Genomic DNA, 16259 nt, shown 5'->3' with positions numbered 1-16259 from the left:
ATATAGCAATGTATATGCAATATCACATTAACATTTGCGGATCCACATCAATACTGATCTGCAGGGTTTGATCGCGCGCAGCCTCCTGCAGCTCCTCCGCCACCTGGCGTACAAGCGATACGGCGTCCATGTTTCCACGCCATTTTATCATACATTGGAACCGGTATCTATTCTTGAGCCGGGGGATCGGGGATGCGACAGGCCCCAGCACATCCAGCGCTTCTGCTGAAAAGCGATCCAGGCTGCCAAACCAGCCGCGGCGGTCTGCCTTGTTCTTCAGATCACCGGCATAATTCTCCGCCGCCCGGACCAGCACCGTCAGCTGCTCATGGGATAAGGTGACGAGAATGAGCCGGCAGTATGGCGGATAGTGCAGCGCTTTGCGATGCTTCAGCTCATCTTTGACAAACGACAGGTAGTCATGGCCGCTGGCATGAATAATGGAATAATGGTCTGGCGTATAGGATTGAATAAACACCTCTCCCGGGAGGTGATGACGTCCCGCCCGGCCTGCTACCTGCGTCAGCAGCTGAAAGGTTTTCTCGGCCGCCCGGAAATCCGGAAGATTCAATGCCGAATCTGCCGTAATGACCCCGACCAGGGTGACATCCGGAAAATCCAGACCCTTCGCCACCATTTGGGTGCCCAGCAGCACATCCCCTTTTTTCTCCCGAAACTGCTTCAGCAGCTTCTCGTGAGAGCCCTTCTCGGTCGTGGTGTCCACGTCCATCCGAATGACGCGGATCCCGGGGAACAGCTTCGCAAGCTCTTCTTCTACCCGCTGGGTGCCTGTACCGAAATAACGGATATGCTCGCTGCCACAGTCAGGGCAGACCTCCGGCGCCGGGGCGGCATAGCCGCAATAGTGACAGCGGAGATTGTTGGCCTTCTGGTGATAGGTCAGTGAAATATCACACTCCCCGCACTGCGCAACATATCCGCAGCTGCGGCACATCACGAAGGTGGAGTAGCCGCGCCGGTTCAGCAGCAGCACACTCTGCTCCTGGCGTTCCAGCCGGGCGGCGAGCGCCTCATGCAGGGAGCGGCTGAACATGGAGCGGTTGCCATCCTTGAGCTCCTCCCGCATATCGACAATGCGGACCTCTGGCAGTCGGTTCCCCAGCGCGCGGGTGGGCATCTCCAGCAGCTCCGGTTCGAAATCCTCCTGGGACTTCGATCTCGCCGCGAAATAGCTTTCCAGTGAAGGCGTAGCCGATCCCAAAATGACGGCAGCACCGGCCTGGGACGCCCGGCGAATCGCAACATCTCTGGCATGGTATTTAGGAGTTTCCTCCTGTTTATAAGAGGTTTCATGCTCTTCATCCATAATAATCAGTCCCAGGGATTGAAAAGGAGCAAAAACTGCCGAGCGGGCGCCAACGACGACCGAAGCGCGTCCTTCATTGATTTTGCGCCATTCATCATAGCGTTCTCCCTGGGAGAGACGGCTGTGCATTACAGCCACCCGATCTCCGAACCGTCCCTTGAAGCGCTCCACCATTTGCGGGGTCAGTGAAATTTCAGGAACGAGCACGATTGCCTGCCGCTCCTGCTCTAGACAGCGCTGAATGGTCTGCAAATAGATTTCGGTCTTCCCGCTGCCTGTGACCCCGTGCAGCAGAAACACGCCATGATCTCTTGACTCCAGCTTCCTTACAATGCGGGAGTATACATGCTCCTGCTCAGCGGTCAGCGTAAGCGGCTCTGTAGGCTTGAAGCTTCTGCCTTTATAAGGGTCACGCTGCACTTCCATATCCTGTATGTTAATAAAGCCTTTGTCTGCCAGAGCCTTCACCGTTCCGGCGGTCACACCGACAGCTGTCAGCACCTCCTGCAGAGATAGAGGAAGAAAGGCCTCCATGTCCACAACATAGGAGAGGACCTCCTTCTGACGCTGCGCTTTGGAAGAAAAGCTCTCCAGAGCCTGCCTCGCTTCCGCAAGGCCGATGCTGAGAGAGACTGCCTTCATCGTTTTTTTCTGCAGCTTGTCCTTGATCTGCTGATATTCACGCAGCAGCCCCTGAGCCAGCAAGGCCTTGAGACTGGCCGAATCCTCGGGAAAAGCACGGTTCAGCTGCTCCAGCGACACCTCACCCCGCTGCTTGACGAAATCCAGCATACGCTGCTCCCCTTCCGTCTGCGGAGCCGCTGCGAATAGCACGCCATGCTGATGCTGCTCCTGCACCGAGCTCTCACCGGGATCGGCGAGAGCTACATACCGCTCCGCCTTTCCTTTCAGGGCCGTCGGCAGCATGGATTGCAGAACGGTAATCTGCCTGCAGGCATAGCGCTCCTTCATCCACACACTCAGCTCCACGAGCTCCCGGGACAATGGAGGGGAGAAGTCGAGCACCTCCCCAATCTCCTTGATCCGGGACGTCTCCACCTCCGATCTCAGATGCAGCGAGACCACGAACCCTTGAAGCGTCCGATTGCCAAACGGCACCCCGACCCGGCTGCCAACATCCACCCAAGGGCTCAGCCGCTTGGGGATCAAATAGTCAAAGGGCCGGTCTGTATCCTTGGACGGCACATCAACAATCACCTTGGCTACTTCCATGATTCCGCCTCCTTGACTGGAATCCTTTCCGCCGCAAGCAGAAGCAGCTGCACCGCAACCTCCTCCTTGGTCATGAATGGCAGGTCACGGACCAGTCCGTCCGCATTATAGATCTGCACCTTATTGCTATCGGCACCAAAGCCTGCCCCGGCTACGGTCACATCATTAGCAACGATAAGATCACACTGCTTGCGCCGCAGCTTGTCCAGTGCATGAGCTTCCACATGATCTGTTTCCGCCGCAAAGCCGATGAGCAGCTGGGAGGTCTTGCGTTGACCCAGCGTTTCCAAAATATCGTCGGTCTTCACGAGTGTCAGGCTGAGCGTATCCCCATTCTTCTTAATCTTTACGGGGGCCTCCTGCTCCGGCCGGTAATCGGCCACGGCCGCAGCCTTGATGACTATGTCACTGTCCGTAAATTCCGACATGACCCTGTCGTACATGTCCTTCGCCGATTCCACGCGCTGCACGGTGACTCCCTCCGGAAGCGGCGCGTCAGTACGGGCAGCAATGAGTACAACCTCAGCCCCCATGTCACGAGCCGCTTTGGCGATAGCAAACCCCATTTTGCCGGAGGAGTCATTCGTAATATAGCGGACGGGATCGATCCGCTCTACCGTGCCGCCTGCCGTGACCAGCACTTTTTTGCCGGACAGGACGCCGCGGCCTGCTCTGACAGCCTCATGCCCCTGACCCTTGGCCACTCTTCTCTCAACAGCCCCGCTCTGTTGATCATCACGCTCCTCGAAAAAGCGCTCCACTACCTGTACGATGCTTTCGGGCTCCTCCATCCTGCCCTTCCCGACATAGCCGCAGGCCAGCAGCCCTTCGCCCGGCTCAATCATTCCCACGCCGCGGGATACCAGGGTATTCATGTTCGCGACGACCGCAGGGTGGGTGTACATGTGCACGTTCATCGCGGGAGACACCATGATTGGCGCCGTCGTTGCCAGCAGAGTTGTTGTCAGCATATCATCACCCAGGCCAAGGGCCATTTTGGCGATGCTGTTAGCTGTGGCAGGCGCAATGAGCACCAGATCCGCTTTATCCGCAAGATCGATATGGGAGACGACCGAAGGATCTCTTTCATCAAACGTATCGCTGTAGACCGGGTTTTTGGAAAGCGACTGCAGGGTCAGCTCGGTAATGAACTGCTTGGCTGACTCTGTCATGATGACATGCACGTCCGCCCCCTTCTGAACCAGCTTGCTGCACAAGGCCGCCGCCTTGTACGCGGCAATGCCTCCCGTCACCCCAAGCACAATGACCTTACCTTTTAACATGCTGCTCCCTCCCAGGCTTGTATTGAAACAACAAAGAAGCAACTGACATGCCGCCAAAGCTGCTTCTTCTCAAAAAAATAACAACCTTGCGGTTGTCACATTTTTGGATCATACCTATAAAGCTGTTGGGGAAGAATTAATCTTCGCCCTTCTCCACCCGAACCAGGTCTCCGTAAATTTCTTCAAGCGCCACACCAACATACTTGTGGGATTTCGGATTACTCAGCTCGGTAGTCTGTCCTTCACGAAGCTGGCGGGCACGGCGGGAAGCCGCGACAACGAGCGAGTATTTGCTGTCTACTTTGTTCATCATTTCATCAATGGAAGGATAAAGCATCGTTCCAACACCCCTGTTCTCTTGATTTCTATAAGCTGGCCGGACTGGCTAGGCTCTCACCTTACAATGCTCGGCAATAATGATAGATTCTATTCTCTTGCAGGCCTGATTGATCTCGTCATTCACTACGGCATAGTCATAGTGACGGATCAGGTCCAGCTCATCTACAGCGACAGACATGCGGTGATCGATGACGGCCTGGCTCTCGGTACCACGGCCGACAATCCGATCCTTCAGCTCATCCAGTGAAGGCGGAGTCAGGAAAATAAAGATGCCGTCAGGGAACTTCTCCTTCACCTTCAGCGCACCCTGAACCTCAATCTCAAGAATAATATCCTTGCCCTTCGCGAGGGTTTCTTCTACGAAATCACGCGGTGTACCGTAATAGTTGCCCACGTATTCCGCATATTCCAGAAGCTGGTCATGCTCAATCATAGAGAGAAACTGCTCCCGGTCCTTGAAAAAATAGTTCGTGCCATCCACCTCACCCAGCCTCGGCTGGCGTGTGGTGGCAGACACTGAATAGATCAATTCCGGCATGCGGGTGCGCAACGCGCTGCATACCGTACCCTTACCTACGCCGGACGGACCGGACAGTACAATTAACAATCCCTTTGTAGACATAATACTCCCCATCTTTATTCGTCGTTGTCATCATCTTTACTGGACAATCGGTGGGCCACCGTCTCCGGCTGTACGGCTGACAGGATGACATGATCGCTGTCCGTAATAATAACGGCTCTCGTACGGCGGCCGTATGTAGCATCAATCAGCATGTGGCGGTCTCTGGCTTCCTGAATAATTCTCTTGATCGGCGCGGACTCCGGACTCACGATAGAAATAATACGGTTGGCTGATACAATGTTTCCGAAGCCGATATTAATCAATTTGATGGCCATAATGCGATTGCTCCCCCTAACACTTGACTGCATTCTCCGGACAGGCCGGACTGGTTATTCTATATTGGCGGCTTGTTCGCGTATCTTCTCCAGCTCCGCCTTCAGTTCGACCACGTGCTGGGTCATAGCAAGGTGATTGGCCTTGGATCCGATCGTGTTCACTTCCCTGTTCATTTCCTGAATCAGAAAATCCAGCTTTCTGCCGATGGGACCGGCAGCTTGAAGAAGCTGCTCCGCCTGATCCAGGTGACTTCTCAGCCGGGTCAATTCCTCTTCTACGTTGGACTTCTCCGCAAACAGCGCCAATTCCATCCCGAAAGCAGCGGTTGGAAAAGCAGGCTCATCCTGTGTCAGGCTCTCCAGGCGCTGCCGCAGACGGAGGCGATACTCCTCGGTTACCCGCGGAGCCAGAGCCTCCAGCTCGGAATGCAGGGCAGATATGCGATCCAGCCTGAGAAGGATATCCTCGGCGAGAAAGGCGCCTTCCTGACTTCTCATGGCGAGCAACTCATCCAGCGCCAGGTTCAGGCCTTCACACAGCAGGTCGCGCCATTGCTCACGCTTCTCCTCGCCCGGCTGCTCAACGCCTGTCATCAGTACATCCGGCAGCGACAGCAGATCCTGCACAGTCAGCTTACCTTCAGCGCCGTATGTACCCAGCTCTTCTGCCGCCTTCAAATAGGACTGCACCATGGCATGATTAAGCGCCGCCGTGGCCTGACCGGCGTCGCTCACTTTATTCATGTAAACATCAATCCGGCCGCGGTGTATACGGGACTGAATAACTCTCTTCAGCGCATCCTCGTGACAGGACCACTCCCGCGGCATCCGGTACAGCACCTCGCAGTACCGGTGATTGACAGATTTAACTTCGATCGTAATTCTATATCCTTCAAAAGCTACGGCCGACTGGCCGAATCCGGTCATGCTCAATGACATCGGAATCACATCCATTGATCTATTGTAATAGATAATCTTTAATGAGACAAGGGGGATAACGAACGCCCGGATAACTCCCAGACATATTGCGTAAGCTGCACGGTCATATCATAGAACATAAACGGGGTCATCAGATAAATGCCATTGAAATGCTCGACAGCCGTTGTCAGCAGCTCCATCGCAATCTGGACTCCCATCGCCCGGCCTTCCTCGCCCTCCAGGCCGGCCATCCGGCTCCGTACCTGCTCCGACAGCTGGATTCCCGGCACCTCATTGTGCAGGTACTCGGCATTCCGTCCGCTCGCAAGCGGCATCACTCCCACAAAAATCGGAATATCCAGATGCTTCGTCGCTTCCTTCATTCTTACAATTAATTCCGCATCATATACCGGCTGCGTCATAATGTAGTCTGCACCACTCGCAATTTTCTTCTCCAGACGCTGCACGGCCTTATCGAGATGCTTCACATTGGGATTGAAGGCCGCTCCGACAACAAAGCCGGCTTTCTGCTTCAACGGCTTGCCGGAGAAGGCAACCCCTTCATTGAGCTGCTTAATCATCCGGATGATCTCGAAGGAGGTCAGGTCATAGACAGAGCTTGCTCCTGGAAGATCGCCGAATTTGGCAGGATCTCCCGTCACGGCCAGCACATGATCAATGCCCAGTGCATCAAAGCCCATCATATGGGACTGGGTGCCGATCAGGTTGCGGTCCCGGCACGCGATATGAATCAGCGGCCGGAGTCCGACCTGCGACTGCACCAGGTGACCCAGCGCCATATTGCTCATCCGGGTCACAGCAAGCGAATTATCAGCCAGTGTCAGGGCATCCGCACCCGCACGCTTCAGCGCTTCCGCCCCCTTCATAAACTTGCCGATGTCCAGATCACGCGGCGGATCCAGCTCCACAATGACCGTATGACGTTCCCGAACCAGGTCAACAAGGGTCGGCTCGCCGCCCGGCTGCTTGGAAGCCGGCTCCTGCTTCTCGTGAATGACGATTCGCTCTTCCGCTTCCTCCAATACAGGCAGAGGCATCGGCTGATATCCTTGCAGCGCCGCTGATATTTGCGCAATATGCTCCGGTGTTGTACCGCAGCAGCCGCCAATCAGCCGGGCTCCCATGTCCGCAAACCGAAGCGCCATCTGCCCGAAATATTCAGGACTTGCGCCGTAGCGGTATTCCCCGTCCACATAATCCGCAATACCCGCGTTCGGATATACAGAGGCAGGCAGGCTTCGAACATGCTGCAGCGTTTCCAGTGCCCGGGCAAGACCGTTCGGTCCCGTCCGGCAGTTAAAGCCGAATACATCCGCACCGGCTTGCTTCACAATTCGAAAAGCGTCGGCCATCGTGTAGCCGTCCAGTGTCCGGGCAATGTCCTCGACCGCAAACTGGGCGATGACCGGCAGTTCGCTGTTTTTTCGGACCAGCGACAAGGCGATCAGCATTTCCTCTACATCATAAAAGGTTTCCAGCAGCAGGCCGTCTACTCCTTCCGTAAGCTGAGCATGAATCTGCTGCTCGAAATGCCGCTTCAGCTCCTCGGAAGAGATGTTGTTACGCTTGCCGCCGCGAATCGACCCTACAGCTCCGACAACATATCCCTGCGGTCCAGCCGCTTCCCGGGCAATGCGGACCCCGGCACGGTTAATCTCCTCGACCTTGCCCTCCAGCCCGTATTTGGACAGCTTGTCATAGTTGGCGGAGAACGTGTTGCTCTCCAGCACGTCCGATCCGGCCTTCATGTACTGCTTGTGCACATCCCTGATGACCTCCGGGGCTGTTAAATTCAGCTCCTCGTAGGAAATGCCGACCGGAAAGCCCTTTTGGTACAAAAAGGTTCCCATTGCCCCATCTCCGATCAGGACTTGATCGGCCATCGCTTTACGCAAATCCGGTTTCATTCCGTACGCTCCCCCCGCCAAACAATATTTTCAAATAAATGTATCATACTTGATATTCAAAGATAAAGAGACCAACATACGGTAAAGAGACAAAAAGAGGACCGTCGCCGGCCCTCTCCTGAATGTTAAACTAGTCGACATTCCCTTCAAATACAAACGCTGCAGGTCCTGTCATAAATACATGGTTGCTGTCCTCATCCCACTCAATAAACAGGTCGCCGCCCTTCAGGGATACCGTAGCTGCGCGGTCACTGGTCCCATTCAATACGGAGGAAACCAGTGTGGCGCAGGCTCCGGTCCCGCAGGCCAGTGTTGGACCGGCTCCGCGCTCCCAGACACGCATATCGATATAATCGCGGCGCTGAACGGTTGCAAACTCGACATTGATCTTCTTCGGGAACAGCGGGTGCGTCTCCAGCAGCGGCCCCCAGGTGCTCAGGTCGAAGCCGACCGCATCATCCACATAAATAACGCAATGCGGATTGCCCATGGATACCGCTGTAAAGCGGAACGCCTGACCGCCGACCTCGACCGGATGATGAATGACCGGATTGGCGTCTACTGTTGTCGGAACCTGAAGACCCTCCAGCACCGGCGCTCCCATATCGACGCGAACCGTCTTCACCTTGCCGTCTTCCAGCTGCAGCGTAAGCGGCTGCACACCGGCACCCAGCGTCTCGATCGTTATCTCTTCCTGCGAGATGTAGCCCTTGTCATACACATACTTGGCTACACAACGGATGGCATTGCCACACTGCTCGGCTTCGCTGCCGTCCGAGTTCATAATGCGCATCTTAAAATCTGCCACCTCGGAAGGCAGTATATATACAAGCCCGTCGGCTCCAATTCCAAAAAAACGGCTGCACAGCTCAATCGCACGCTCTGAAGCATCCGCAGGCAGTTCCTGTTCTCCATAAACTACAATAAAATCATTTCCAAGGCCATGCATCTTCGTAAATTCCATGTCTGTTATTTCTCCCTTCTACGGCTGCTTGTTCTCAGCATACCGCAGAAGGGACAGATGTGAAATTTACTTTATGCTGAAAGGTTTGCACTTTTCATCATGCTTCTGCGGCTCCGGTTCTTCCGGCCGCCCCAGACGCTGCCTGCTCCCATCAGGAAGGTCGGAATGCCTGCAGCGACAAGCGTGACCGCCCACTCCCGAAGGCCGAGAGGCACTGTCTTGAAGATCGGCTGCAGCATTTCAATATACATAACGCCGAGCAGCAGCAGGACGGAGGAGAGAACGGCAAGAACGAGATATTTGTTCTGCAGCGGGTTTCGGTGAAAGATGGAGCGCGAGCTCCGGCAATCAAATACATGGATGAGCTGCGCCATAACCAGGGTGGCGAAGGCCACCGACTGGGCTTTCGCCAGCTGTCCCGGAGAGTCAGGGGCATGGCTCAACGTGAGCCAGAAGGCGCCCAGTGTGCACAAGCCGATCAGAATACCGCGGCTGATAATCTTCCAGCCCAGCCGCCGGGCGAAGATGTTCTCCTTCGCGCCGCGCGGCTTGTGCTCCATCAGATCCTTCTCCGGCTGATCCACCCCGAGCGCCATGGCCGGCAGACCATCGGTCACGAGATTGACCCACAGAATCTGAATCGGCACCAGCGGCAGCGGCAGACCCATCATCATCGCAAAGAACATCGTCAGAATTTCGCCCACATTGGATGCCAGCAAGTATCTTATAAACTTACGGATGTTCTCATAGATGCTCCGCCCTTCCTCAATAGCGGCCACGATCGTCGAGAAGTTGTCGTCACTGAGCACCAGCGCCGACGCCTCCTTGGTCACATCCGTTCCGGTAATGCCCATGGAAATGCCGATGTCTGCCGCCTTGATCGCCGGAGCGTCGTTAACGCCGTCCCCGGTCATGGCTACCACATGTCCCTTGCGCTGCAGCGACTTAACAATCCGCAGCTTGTGCTCCGGCGAGACCCGCGCATAGACGTAGGTGTGGTCCACCTTCGCATCGAGCTCCTGATCGTCCATTCTTGACAGCTCTTGTCCCGTCATGGACAAGCCGCCGCGCGGGATGATCCCCAGCTGGGCAGCAATCGCTTCTGCTGTCGTCCGATGATCTCCCGTGATCATGACGGTCTTGATCCCCGCCCGGCGGCAGACAGCAATCGCATCCCGAACCTCTCGCCTTGGCGGATCGATCATGCCTGTCAGTCCGGCGAACACAAGCTGGCATTCCGCTTCCTTCTCGGTATCCGGCTTGTCATAAGACCGGAGATCCCGGTAAGCGAGGCCCAGCACGCGCAGCGCATCGCCAGCCATACCCTCGTTGGCTGCCAGCACCTTTTGCTTCAGGGTTCCGGTCAGCGGCACGACATTGCCATCCCACAATATATACGCACAGGCATCCAGCAGGACATCCGGCGCCCCCTTGGTGTAGATGAGCCTTCCGCCCTGATGACTGACCAGAACCGACATCAGCTTCCGCTCCGAGTCGAAAGGAAATTCCCGTTCCCGCTGATACAGCCCGGAAAGAGTCGAGCTGCTCATGCCCATTTTGCTGGCGAGCGCCAGCAGCGCTCCCTCGGTTGGATCCCCCTTCAGCTCCCAGGTGGAATCGCTCTTTGCACCGCTGCCTCCGGCGTCTTTGGCTGCTTTCTTTTTCCCCCTGCTGTCTTCCGGCTTCACTTCCTGAATTTCAGCATTGTTGCACAATACGCTAATTTGAAGCAGCCGCCGCAGCGCCGGCTCCTTACTCAGCTCCACTGGCTTCGCGGCCTTCAGAATCTGTCCCTGCGGCTCATAGCCCTGGCCGGTGACCTCCATCATCCCGCCGCCGGTCCAGACACGGGTCACAGTCATTTTGTTCTGGGTGAGCGTGCCTGTCTTGTCAGAGCAGATGACGGAGGCGCAGCCGAGGGTTTCGACCGAAGGCAGCTTCCGCACGATCGCCTTGCGCTTGATCATCCGCTGGACCCCGAGCGCCAGCGCGATCGTTACAATGGCTGGCAGCCCTTCCGGGATGGCAGCTACCGCCAGGCTGACCCCTGCCAGGAACATGCCGGCAGCCGGCTGTCCGTGCAAAATACCGGCCACGACCACCATAACCGTCAATGCCAGTGAAACACCAATCAATATTTTCCCCAGCTGCTCCAGGCGATGCTGCAGCGGAGTTGCCTGGGACTCGGTGCTCTGAATAAGATCGGCAATCTTCCCCATTTCGGTGTTCATGCCCGTGCAGATGACGATTCCTTTGGCGGTTCCGCGCGTGACCATTGTGCCCATGTAGCCGGTGTTTTTGCGGTCACCTAAAGGAACATCCTCCCCTTCAATCGGCTCGGCATGCTTATTCACTGGCAGGGATTCCCCGGTCAGCGCCGACTCCTCGACACTGCAGCTGCTGCTTTCCAGCCACCGGACGTCTGCAGGAATGCGGTCGCCGCTCTCCACCAGGATCATATCCCCGGGCACCAGCAGCTTTGCCGCAATATGCACGACTTTTCCGTCTCGGATCACCTTCGCTCCCGGCGCGGACAGCTGCTTCAAGGCGCGCAGCGAACGCTCCGCCCGGAATTCCTGCACAAACCCAAGGACGGCATTGATCATAATGATTGCGACAATCGTTACCGCATCCAAGTACTCCCCGAGCATTCCCGACACGAGAGTGGCTCCTAGCAGCACCAGCACCATAAAATCCTTGAACTGGTTCAGAAACAGCGTGAACGGAGAGATTTTCACTCCCTCCGACAGCTCGTTAAAGCCGCTTTCCTTCCGCCGCTTCTCTACTTCCTCCTCGGTAAGGCCCTGCTGCGGATGAACCTGCATCATCTGCTGCAGCTCGCTCGTATCCATCTGGTGCCATTGCTTTTGTTCCATGCTTCCTTTCCCTCCCGGTTGTTACACATTTCCGGCGGACGACAGCTTTTCCACCTTTCTTCTGAAATGTATTCGGACAGGTCTGCAATTATCACCCGCCATTAGCTCTTAAGTTTTGGCCGGAAATTTTGTATCATAGAGAAGAACGCCGCCGGTGATGGCGACTTCAGAAGAGGAGAATACACTATGGCATTGGACGGTATCGTAACCCGGGCGATTGTGCAGGAGCTTCAAGGCTGCATCGGCGCCCGGATCAATAAAATATATCAGCCCGGGGAGAGAGACATCGTGCTGCACCTCCGGACACAACGCGGAAACGTCAAGCTTCTGCTGTCGGCGAACCCCACTTATCCGCGGGTGCATCTGACTCAGGAAACCTTTGTGAACCCGGTGGAGGCGCCCATGTTCTGCATGCTGATGCGCAAGCACTGTGAGAGCGGCACGATCGAGGAGATCAGTCAGATTGGCATGGAGCGCATCATCCACATCAAGATCAGGCAGCGCGATGAGCTGGGGGATGTGTCCAGCAAGGTCATTATCGTGGAGCTGATGGGAAGGCACAGCAATATTATATTGGCAGATCCGGCCTCGGGAAATATCCTGGACGGCATCCATCATGTAACCCCCGCGATCAGCAGCTACCGGATCATCATGCCCGGCTTCAGCTACACCGAGCCGCCGCAGCAGCATAAGCACCATCCCCTGGAGATCGGAGCAGACGCCTTTGCCTCTGCTTTCCGCGAGGCCCAGGAGGAGAATGTCACCTCCTGGATCGTTCAAGCCTTCAGTGGTTTCAGCCCGCTGGCCGCGCAGGAGGTTGTGCATCGTGCCGGCTTGCCGGCAGACGCCAAGCTGAATCGCGAGGACGGACAGGCTGAAGCGCTGTGGAACGCTTTTTCCGGGCTTGCAGCGTCCATTTCTCAGCACGACTACACCCCGGTTACCGGAGACAACGACAAGGGCAAGACGGTGTTCTCGGTCATTCCTCTAACCTTCCTGCCGGGACCACTTCAGGAGTATGACAGCATCAGCAGCTGTCTGGAGGATTATTACGGGGAGAAAGCCCAGCGGGACGCGGTAAAGCAGAAGGTCAGCGACCTGCTGCGGTTTTTGCAGAATGAGCGGACGAAGAATATCAAGAAGCTGGATTATTTGAAAAAGGATCTGGAGGAAGCGCAGGATGCCGATCATTACCGGATTTCCGGAGAGCTTCTGTTTGCGAATCTGCATCAGCTGAGTAAGGGAGACAAGAAGGCTGAGCTGGTCAACTTCTACGATGAGGAGCAGAAGACAATCACGATTCCTCTGGACCCACTGCTCTCTCCCTCAGACAATGCCCAGCGCTACTTCAAGAAATATAACAAGTACAAAAACAGCCTGGCGGTCATCGAGGAGCAAAGTGATAAAACCCATCAGGAAATCGCTTATCTTGACAGCCTGCTGCAGCAGCTGGCTCACGCCTCTCTCAACGACATTGACGAAATCCGGGAGGAGCTCATTCAGCAAGGTTATCTGAGAGACCGCGGACGCAAGGTCAAGAAGAAGAAAAAGAATGATAAGCCGACCCTGCACGTCTACACCTCCTCCGAGGGCATCGAGCTGTATGTCGGCAAAAACAATCTGCAGAACGAATATGTAACGAACCGGCTGGCGTCTTCCAACGACACCTGGCTGCACACAAAGGATATTCCGGGCTCGCATGTGGTCATCCGAAGCGACTCCTTCAGTGAGGACACACTGCAGGAAGCGGCTCAGCTGGCGGCTTACCACAGCCAGGCCAAAGAATCCAGCAGTGTTCCGGTCGATTATACTCTGATTCGGCACGTCCGCAAGCCCAATGGCTCCAAGCCGGGCTTCGTCATTTATGACCACCAGAAGACGCTGTTCGTAACGCCGGATGAGAAGCTGATCCGCAGCCTTCCGGTCACGATCAAGAATCAGCGAAGCTGAGCTGCCTTCCCGCCAGTCTTGATACCAACCCTCAAAAAAAGCTGTGCCTGCACCGGGTATCCCCCGAAATCAGGCACAGCTTTTTTACTGGAATGAGGCTCCGCCTCGACGGCACACAGCTTGAAGCTGATTAAGCACCGATACAGGAACCGTCTTAGAACCGAGGTCTCCGTGAAAGACAATACCCTGGCGCTCCCCATGATAATCCGAGCCTCCCGTCAGAATGAGTCCTCTCTCCTCCCCCATCCGGCGGTACCGTTCTTCTTCCTGAGCACCATGGTCCGCATGATACACCTCGATCCCGTCAAACCCTCCTTCGGCAAGCAAAGCTTGAACGAGGGCGTCCTCCCCGTACAAGCCAGGATGCGCCAGCACGGCTGCTCCGCCTGCTTCCGTAATCCATGCACAGGCCTCTGCCGGTGTAATTCTAGGCTGGGGTGCATAGCCCGGCTTGCCCTGAGCCAGATAACGGTCAAAGGCGTCCCGCAGATCCTGTGCGTATCCTTTGGCCACTAATACATCAGCGATATGCGGCCGGCCAACGCTCTCATCAGGCTTCAGTTCACGGCCCAAGCCGGAAATGACCTCCTCCATCGTGATGCTCATACCGAGGCTGTTCAGCCGGCGGATGATCATGTGGTTCCGCGCTTCGCGGGTATCCCTCAGCCGGCGAAGCCGCTCTCCCAGGAGCTCGTCGCGATGATTTATATAATAACCGAGCACGTGAATATCCTTGCCGCCGGCCTGGGTACTGATTTCTACGCCGGGAACGACAAGGATTCCGGTGGGCGCGGCCTCCAGCGCCTCCTGCACGCCTGCTACCGTATCGTGATCGGTAATGGCCACGGCGGCAAGTCCCTTTTTCCTCGCGAGAGAAACTTGTTCTGACGGGCTGTTCATCCCATCCGAAGCGGTCGTGTGACTATGTAGATCACATGCTCCTTGGCGATCATGATGCTGCATCTCTCTTCACTCCCTTATGGTTCATTTATAGCATCAAATCGTGCGTTTTATCCAGCTTCATTGTACCGGACAAGCATCCCCAAGCACAAAAAAAGAGCATTCGCGCGGCTTCAGGCACGTCTGCTCTTATTTGCGTTTGCGGCTGTTCTTGACCAGGGTCATCCGGCGGGAGTGACGCAGCCAGGAATAATACGACTTCAGATCCCGAAGCTCAATCGTTTCGGACATCCGGCCGAGAAAGGTAACGATAATCATCTGGTGCAGCGGATTTCCAATCAAATCCCGTTCATGCTCCAGCTCCGAGAATTCAGCCACCATGACAAGATCCTCATCGATCAAATACACATCCTGCTCGTTCTTGTAATACGGCGTAATCCGGTTCTGCTTCAGGCATTCCCACATCCAGGCCCCGATCTCCTCCTGCTGTGCTCCTTCGGCCTTCAGCCGTTCCTCGTACCGCTGCCGTGCATGATGCGTGATGACAATATCCGCTATTTTCTTATCATTCAATGTGATATAGAAGGGCTCGTACGTACTCCAGCGCTCCGTGCCTTTATCTCTCATCCATGATCATCTCCCACCATATGGGTCTTTCTATCTATGTATATATACCCAACATATTACAACATTCCTCATATCCGCACAAGAAGATAAACTTTTTTAGATATGAATATATGTTTCAGGATTCAAAAAAAGCGGCCGTATCGGCCGCTTCACCCTGCTCACCTGCTTGCTTACACCCCGTAAAACTGCGTTTTATCCGGTGTCTTGCTGCTATATTCCTTCTTGATCTCATTCCGGTACGAGCGCTCAATCTTGCGCACATAGGACAGCCGCCGAACGTTACGTGCCGTCTCCTCCGCACGGTCTGCATTGACGTACATGACGACATACTGCATGCGGCGGGAAATATAATGAACGCTCCCATACTTCTCCAGATTTCTAGCTGCTTTAATATCACTCACCCATATAATAAAGCCTGTTCGTTCCGCCAGCATGAATACCCATCGCCTCGCTCTCTTCAACTATTGTGCCGCTATTTATCCACACTGACAGCCGCCACCGCTGCCACAGCCCTTCTTCGGCAGCGGATCGTTGCTCGGAACCTTGATGCTGTCTGATACGGAAAAGGCAATGGTCTCCGACATGCTGTGCAGCAGCTCATCCAGATTCTTCTCTGCCAGCTTAAATCGAGCAACCTCCTCAATTCCCTCCAGCTTCGCCTCCACCGCGCTGACCTGCTCCTTCGCTTCATGATAATTCGGATGGAAGTGCCCGAAGCGCTCCGTTTCCTCAAAAAGCTCCTTCTTCGCCTGAAGCTCCCTCACCAGTGCCTTCACATCCGGATGATTCTCCACAGCCTGCTTCCAATATAGATAGTCCGCCACTTCCACGGACGCATTAATCATATCACCCAATTGATAGGCGTAGGTGAGCACCTCGGCCATATCGACCGTGTTTAATTCCGATACGCTCATGAACTCATCCCACTTCTGTTATAGATTTACCGGCTTCAAGTAAAGCCGGCTCCTATTATCATAGCATATCAGGCGCTTCTTAAGAAGGGGAAATGCACCGCAG

14 protein-coding genes are annotated in these 16259 nt (G+C 55.3%); 1 reads left to right on the top strand and 13 read right to left on the bottom strand.

Translation table 11 applies throughout. The annotated features are described in order from the left end of the window. Window positions 1-22 precede the first annotated feature (22 nt). The 9 genes from priA to JJQ72_RS13370 form a co-directional block, all read right to left on the bottom strand. The gene (priA, locus tag JJQ72_RS13410; protein ID WP_208203992.1) at window positions 23-2560 is read right to left on the bottom strand and encodes a primosomal protein N'; all 2538 of its coding nucleotides are present in this window, start codon (window positions 2558-2560) and stop codon (window positions 23-25) included. Further along, complete coding sequence (gene coaBC, locus JJQ72_RS13405; RefSeq protein WP_138225407.1) at window positions 2551-3843, bottom strand: bifunctional phosphopantothenoylcysteine decarboxylase/phosphopantothenate--cysteine ligase CoaBC; 1293 nt, start codon at window positions 3841-3843, stop codon at window positions 2551-2553. The genes priA and coaBC overlap by 10 nt, the downstream gene beginning before the upstream one ends. A 136-nt stretch (window positions 3844-3979) precedes the next feature. Continuing rightward, window positions 3980-4180 carry a DNA-directed RNA polymerase subunit omega gene (gene rpoZ, locus JJQ72_RS13400; protein WP_138225406.1) on the bottom strand — a complete coding sequence of 67 codons (201 nt, stop codon included), beginning with the start codon at window positions 4178-4180 and terminating at the stop codon, window positions 3980-3982. Between the two features lie 48 nt (window positions 4181-4228). Then, window positions 4229-4804: a guanylate kinase gene (gene gmk / locus JJQ72_RS13395; protein WP_138225405.1), complete on the bottom strand. Its 576-nt coding sequence runs from the start codon at window positions 4802-4804 to the stop codon at window positions 4229-4231. A gap of 14 nt (window positions 4805-4818) precedes the next feature. Continuing rightward, the gene (gene remA, locus JJQ72_RS13390) at window positions 4819-5079 is read right to left on the bottom strand and encodes an extracellular matrix/biofilm regulator RemA (RefSeq protein ID WP_006209218.1); all 261 of its coding nucleotides are present in this window, start codon (window positions 5077-5079) and stop codon (window positions 4819-4821) included. Window positions 5080-5133: 54 nt separating this feature from the next. Further along, window positions 5134-6018 (bottom strand): YicC/YloC family endoribonuclease, encoded by an 885-nt coding sequence (locus JJQ72_RS13385; protein WP_208203991.1) that lies wholly within the window; start codon window positions 6016-6018, stop codon window positions 5134-5136. 38 nt (window positions 6019-6056) lie between these two features. Beyond that, on the bottom strand, window positions 6057-7925 hold the full coding sequence (locus JJQ72_RS13380) for a bifunctional homocysteine S-methyltransferase/methylenetetrahydrofolate reductase (RefSeq protein ID WP_208203990.1): 1869 nt from the start codon (window positions 7923-7925) through the stop codon (window positions 6057-6059). Between the two features lie 130 nt (window positions 7926-8055). Beyond that, on the bottom strand, window positions 8056-8889 hold the full coding sequence (dapF, locus tag JJQ72_RS13375; protein ID WP_138225403.1) for a diaminopimelate epimerase: 834 nt from the start codon (window positions 8887-8889) through the stop codon (window positions 8056-8058). Between the two features lie 71 nt (window positions 8890-8960). Next, window positions 8961-11765, bottom strand: a complete 2805-nt coding sequence (locus tag JJQ72_RS13370; RefSeq protein ID WP_208203989.1) for a calcium-translocating P-type ATPase, SERCA-type — start codon at window positions 11763-11765, stop codon at window positions 8961-8963. 186 nt (window positions 11766-11951) lie between these two features. Here JJQ72_RS13370 and JJQ72_RS13365 point away from each other — a divergent pair, with 186 nt between their 5' ends. Further along, the gene (locus JJQ72_RS13365; RefSeq protein ID WP_208203988.1) at window positions 11952-13715 is read left to right on the top strand and encodes an Rqc2 family fibronectin-binding protein; all 1764 of its coding nucleotides are present in this window, start codon (window positions 11952-11954) and stop codon (window positions 13713-13715) included. An 84-nt stretch (window positions 13716-13799) separates the two neighbouring features. Here the strand turns inward: JJQ72_RS13365 and JJQ72_RS13360 are convergent, their stop codons facing one another. The 4 genes from JJQ72_RS13360 to JJQ72_RS13345 form a co-directional block, all read right to left on the bottom strand. After that, complete coding sequence (locus tag JJQ72_RS13360) at window positions 13800-14678, bottom strand: PHP domain-containing protein (RefSeq protein ID WP_208203987.1); 879 nt, start codon at window positions 14676-14678, stop codon at window positions 13800-13802. Window positions 14679-14804: 126 nt separating this feature from the next. Beyond that, complete coding sequence (locus JJQ72_RS13355; RefSeq protein ID WP_138225399.1) at window positions 14805-15242, bottom strand: hypothetical protein; 438 nt, start codon at window positions 15240-15242, stop codon at window positions 14805-14807. A 170-nt stretch (window positions 15243-15412) separates the two neighbouring features. Beyond that, a complete protein-coding gene (locus JJQ72_RS13350) occupies window positions 15413-15676 on the bottom strand; it encodes a YlbG family protein (protein WP_138225398.1) in 264 nt (87 codons plus the stop codon). A 42-nt stretch (window positions 15677-15718) separates the two neighbouring features. Further along, window positions 15719-16156 carry a YlbF/YmcA family competence regulator gene (locus tag JJQ72_RS13345; RefSeq protein WP_138225397.1) on the bottom strand — a complete coding sequence of 146 codons (438 nt, stop codon included), beginning with the start codon at window positions 16154-16156 and terminating at the stop codon, window positions 15719-15721. Between the last annotated feature and the right edge of the window lie 103 nt (window positions 16157-16259).

Source organism: Paenibacillus sp. F411, assembly GCF_017582705.1.
Classification (GTDB): Bacteria; Bacillota; Bacilli; order Paenibacillales; family Paenibacillaceae; genus Paenibacillus_AQ; species Paenibacillus_AQ algicola.
The sequence above is the reverse complement of the archived record's forward strand: the minus strand, read 5'-3'. Positions and strand labels throughout refer to the sequence as shown.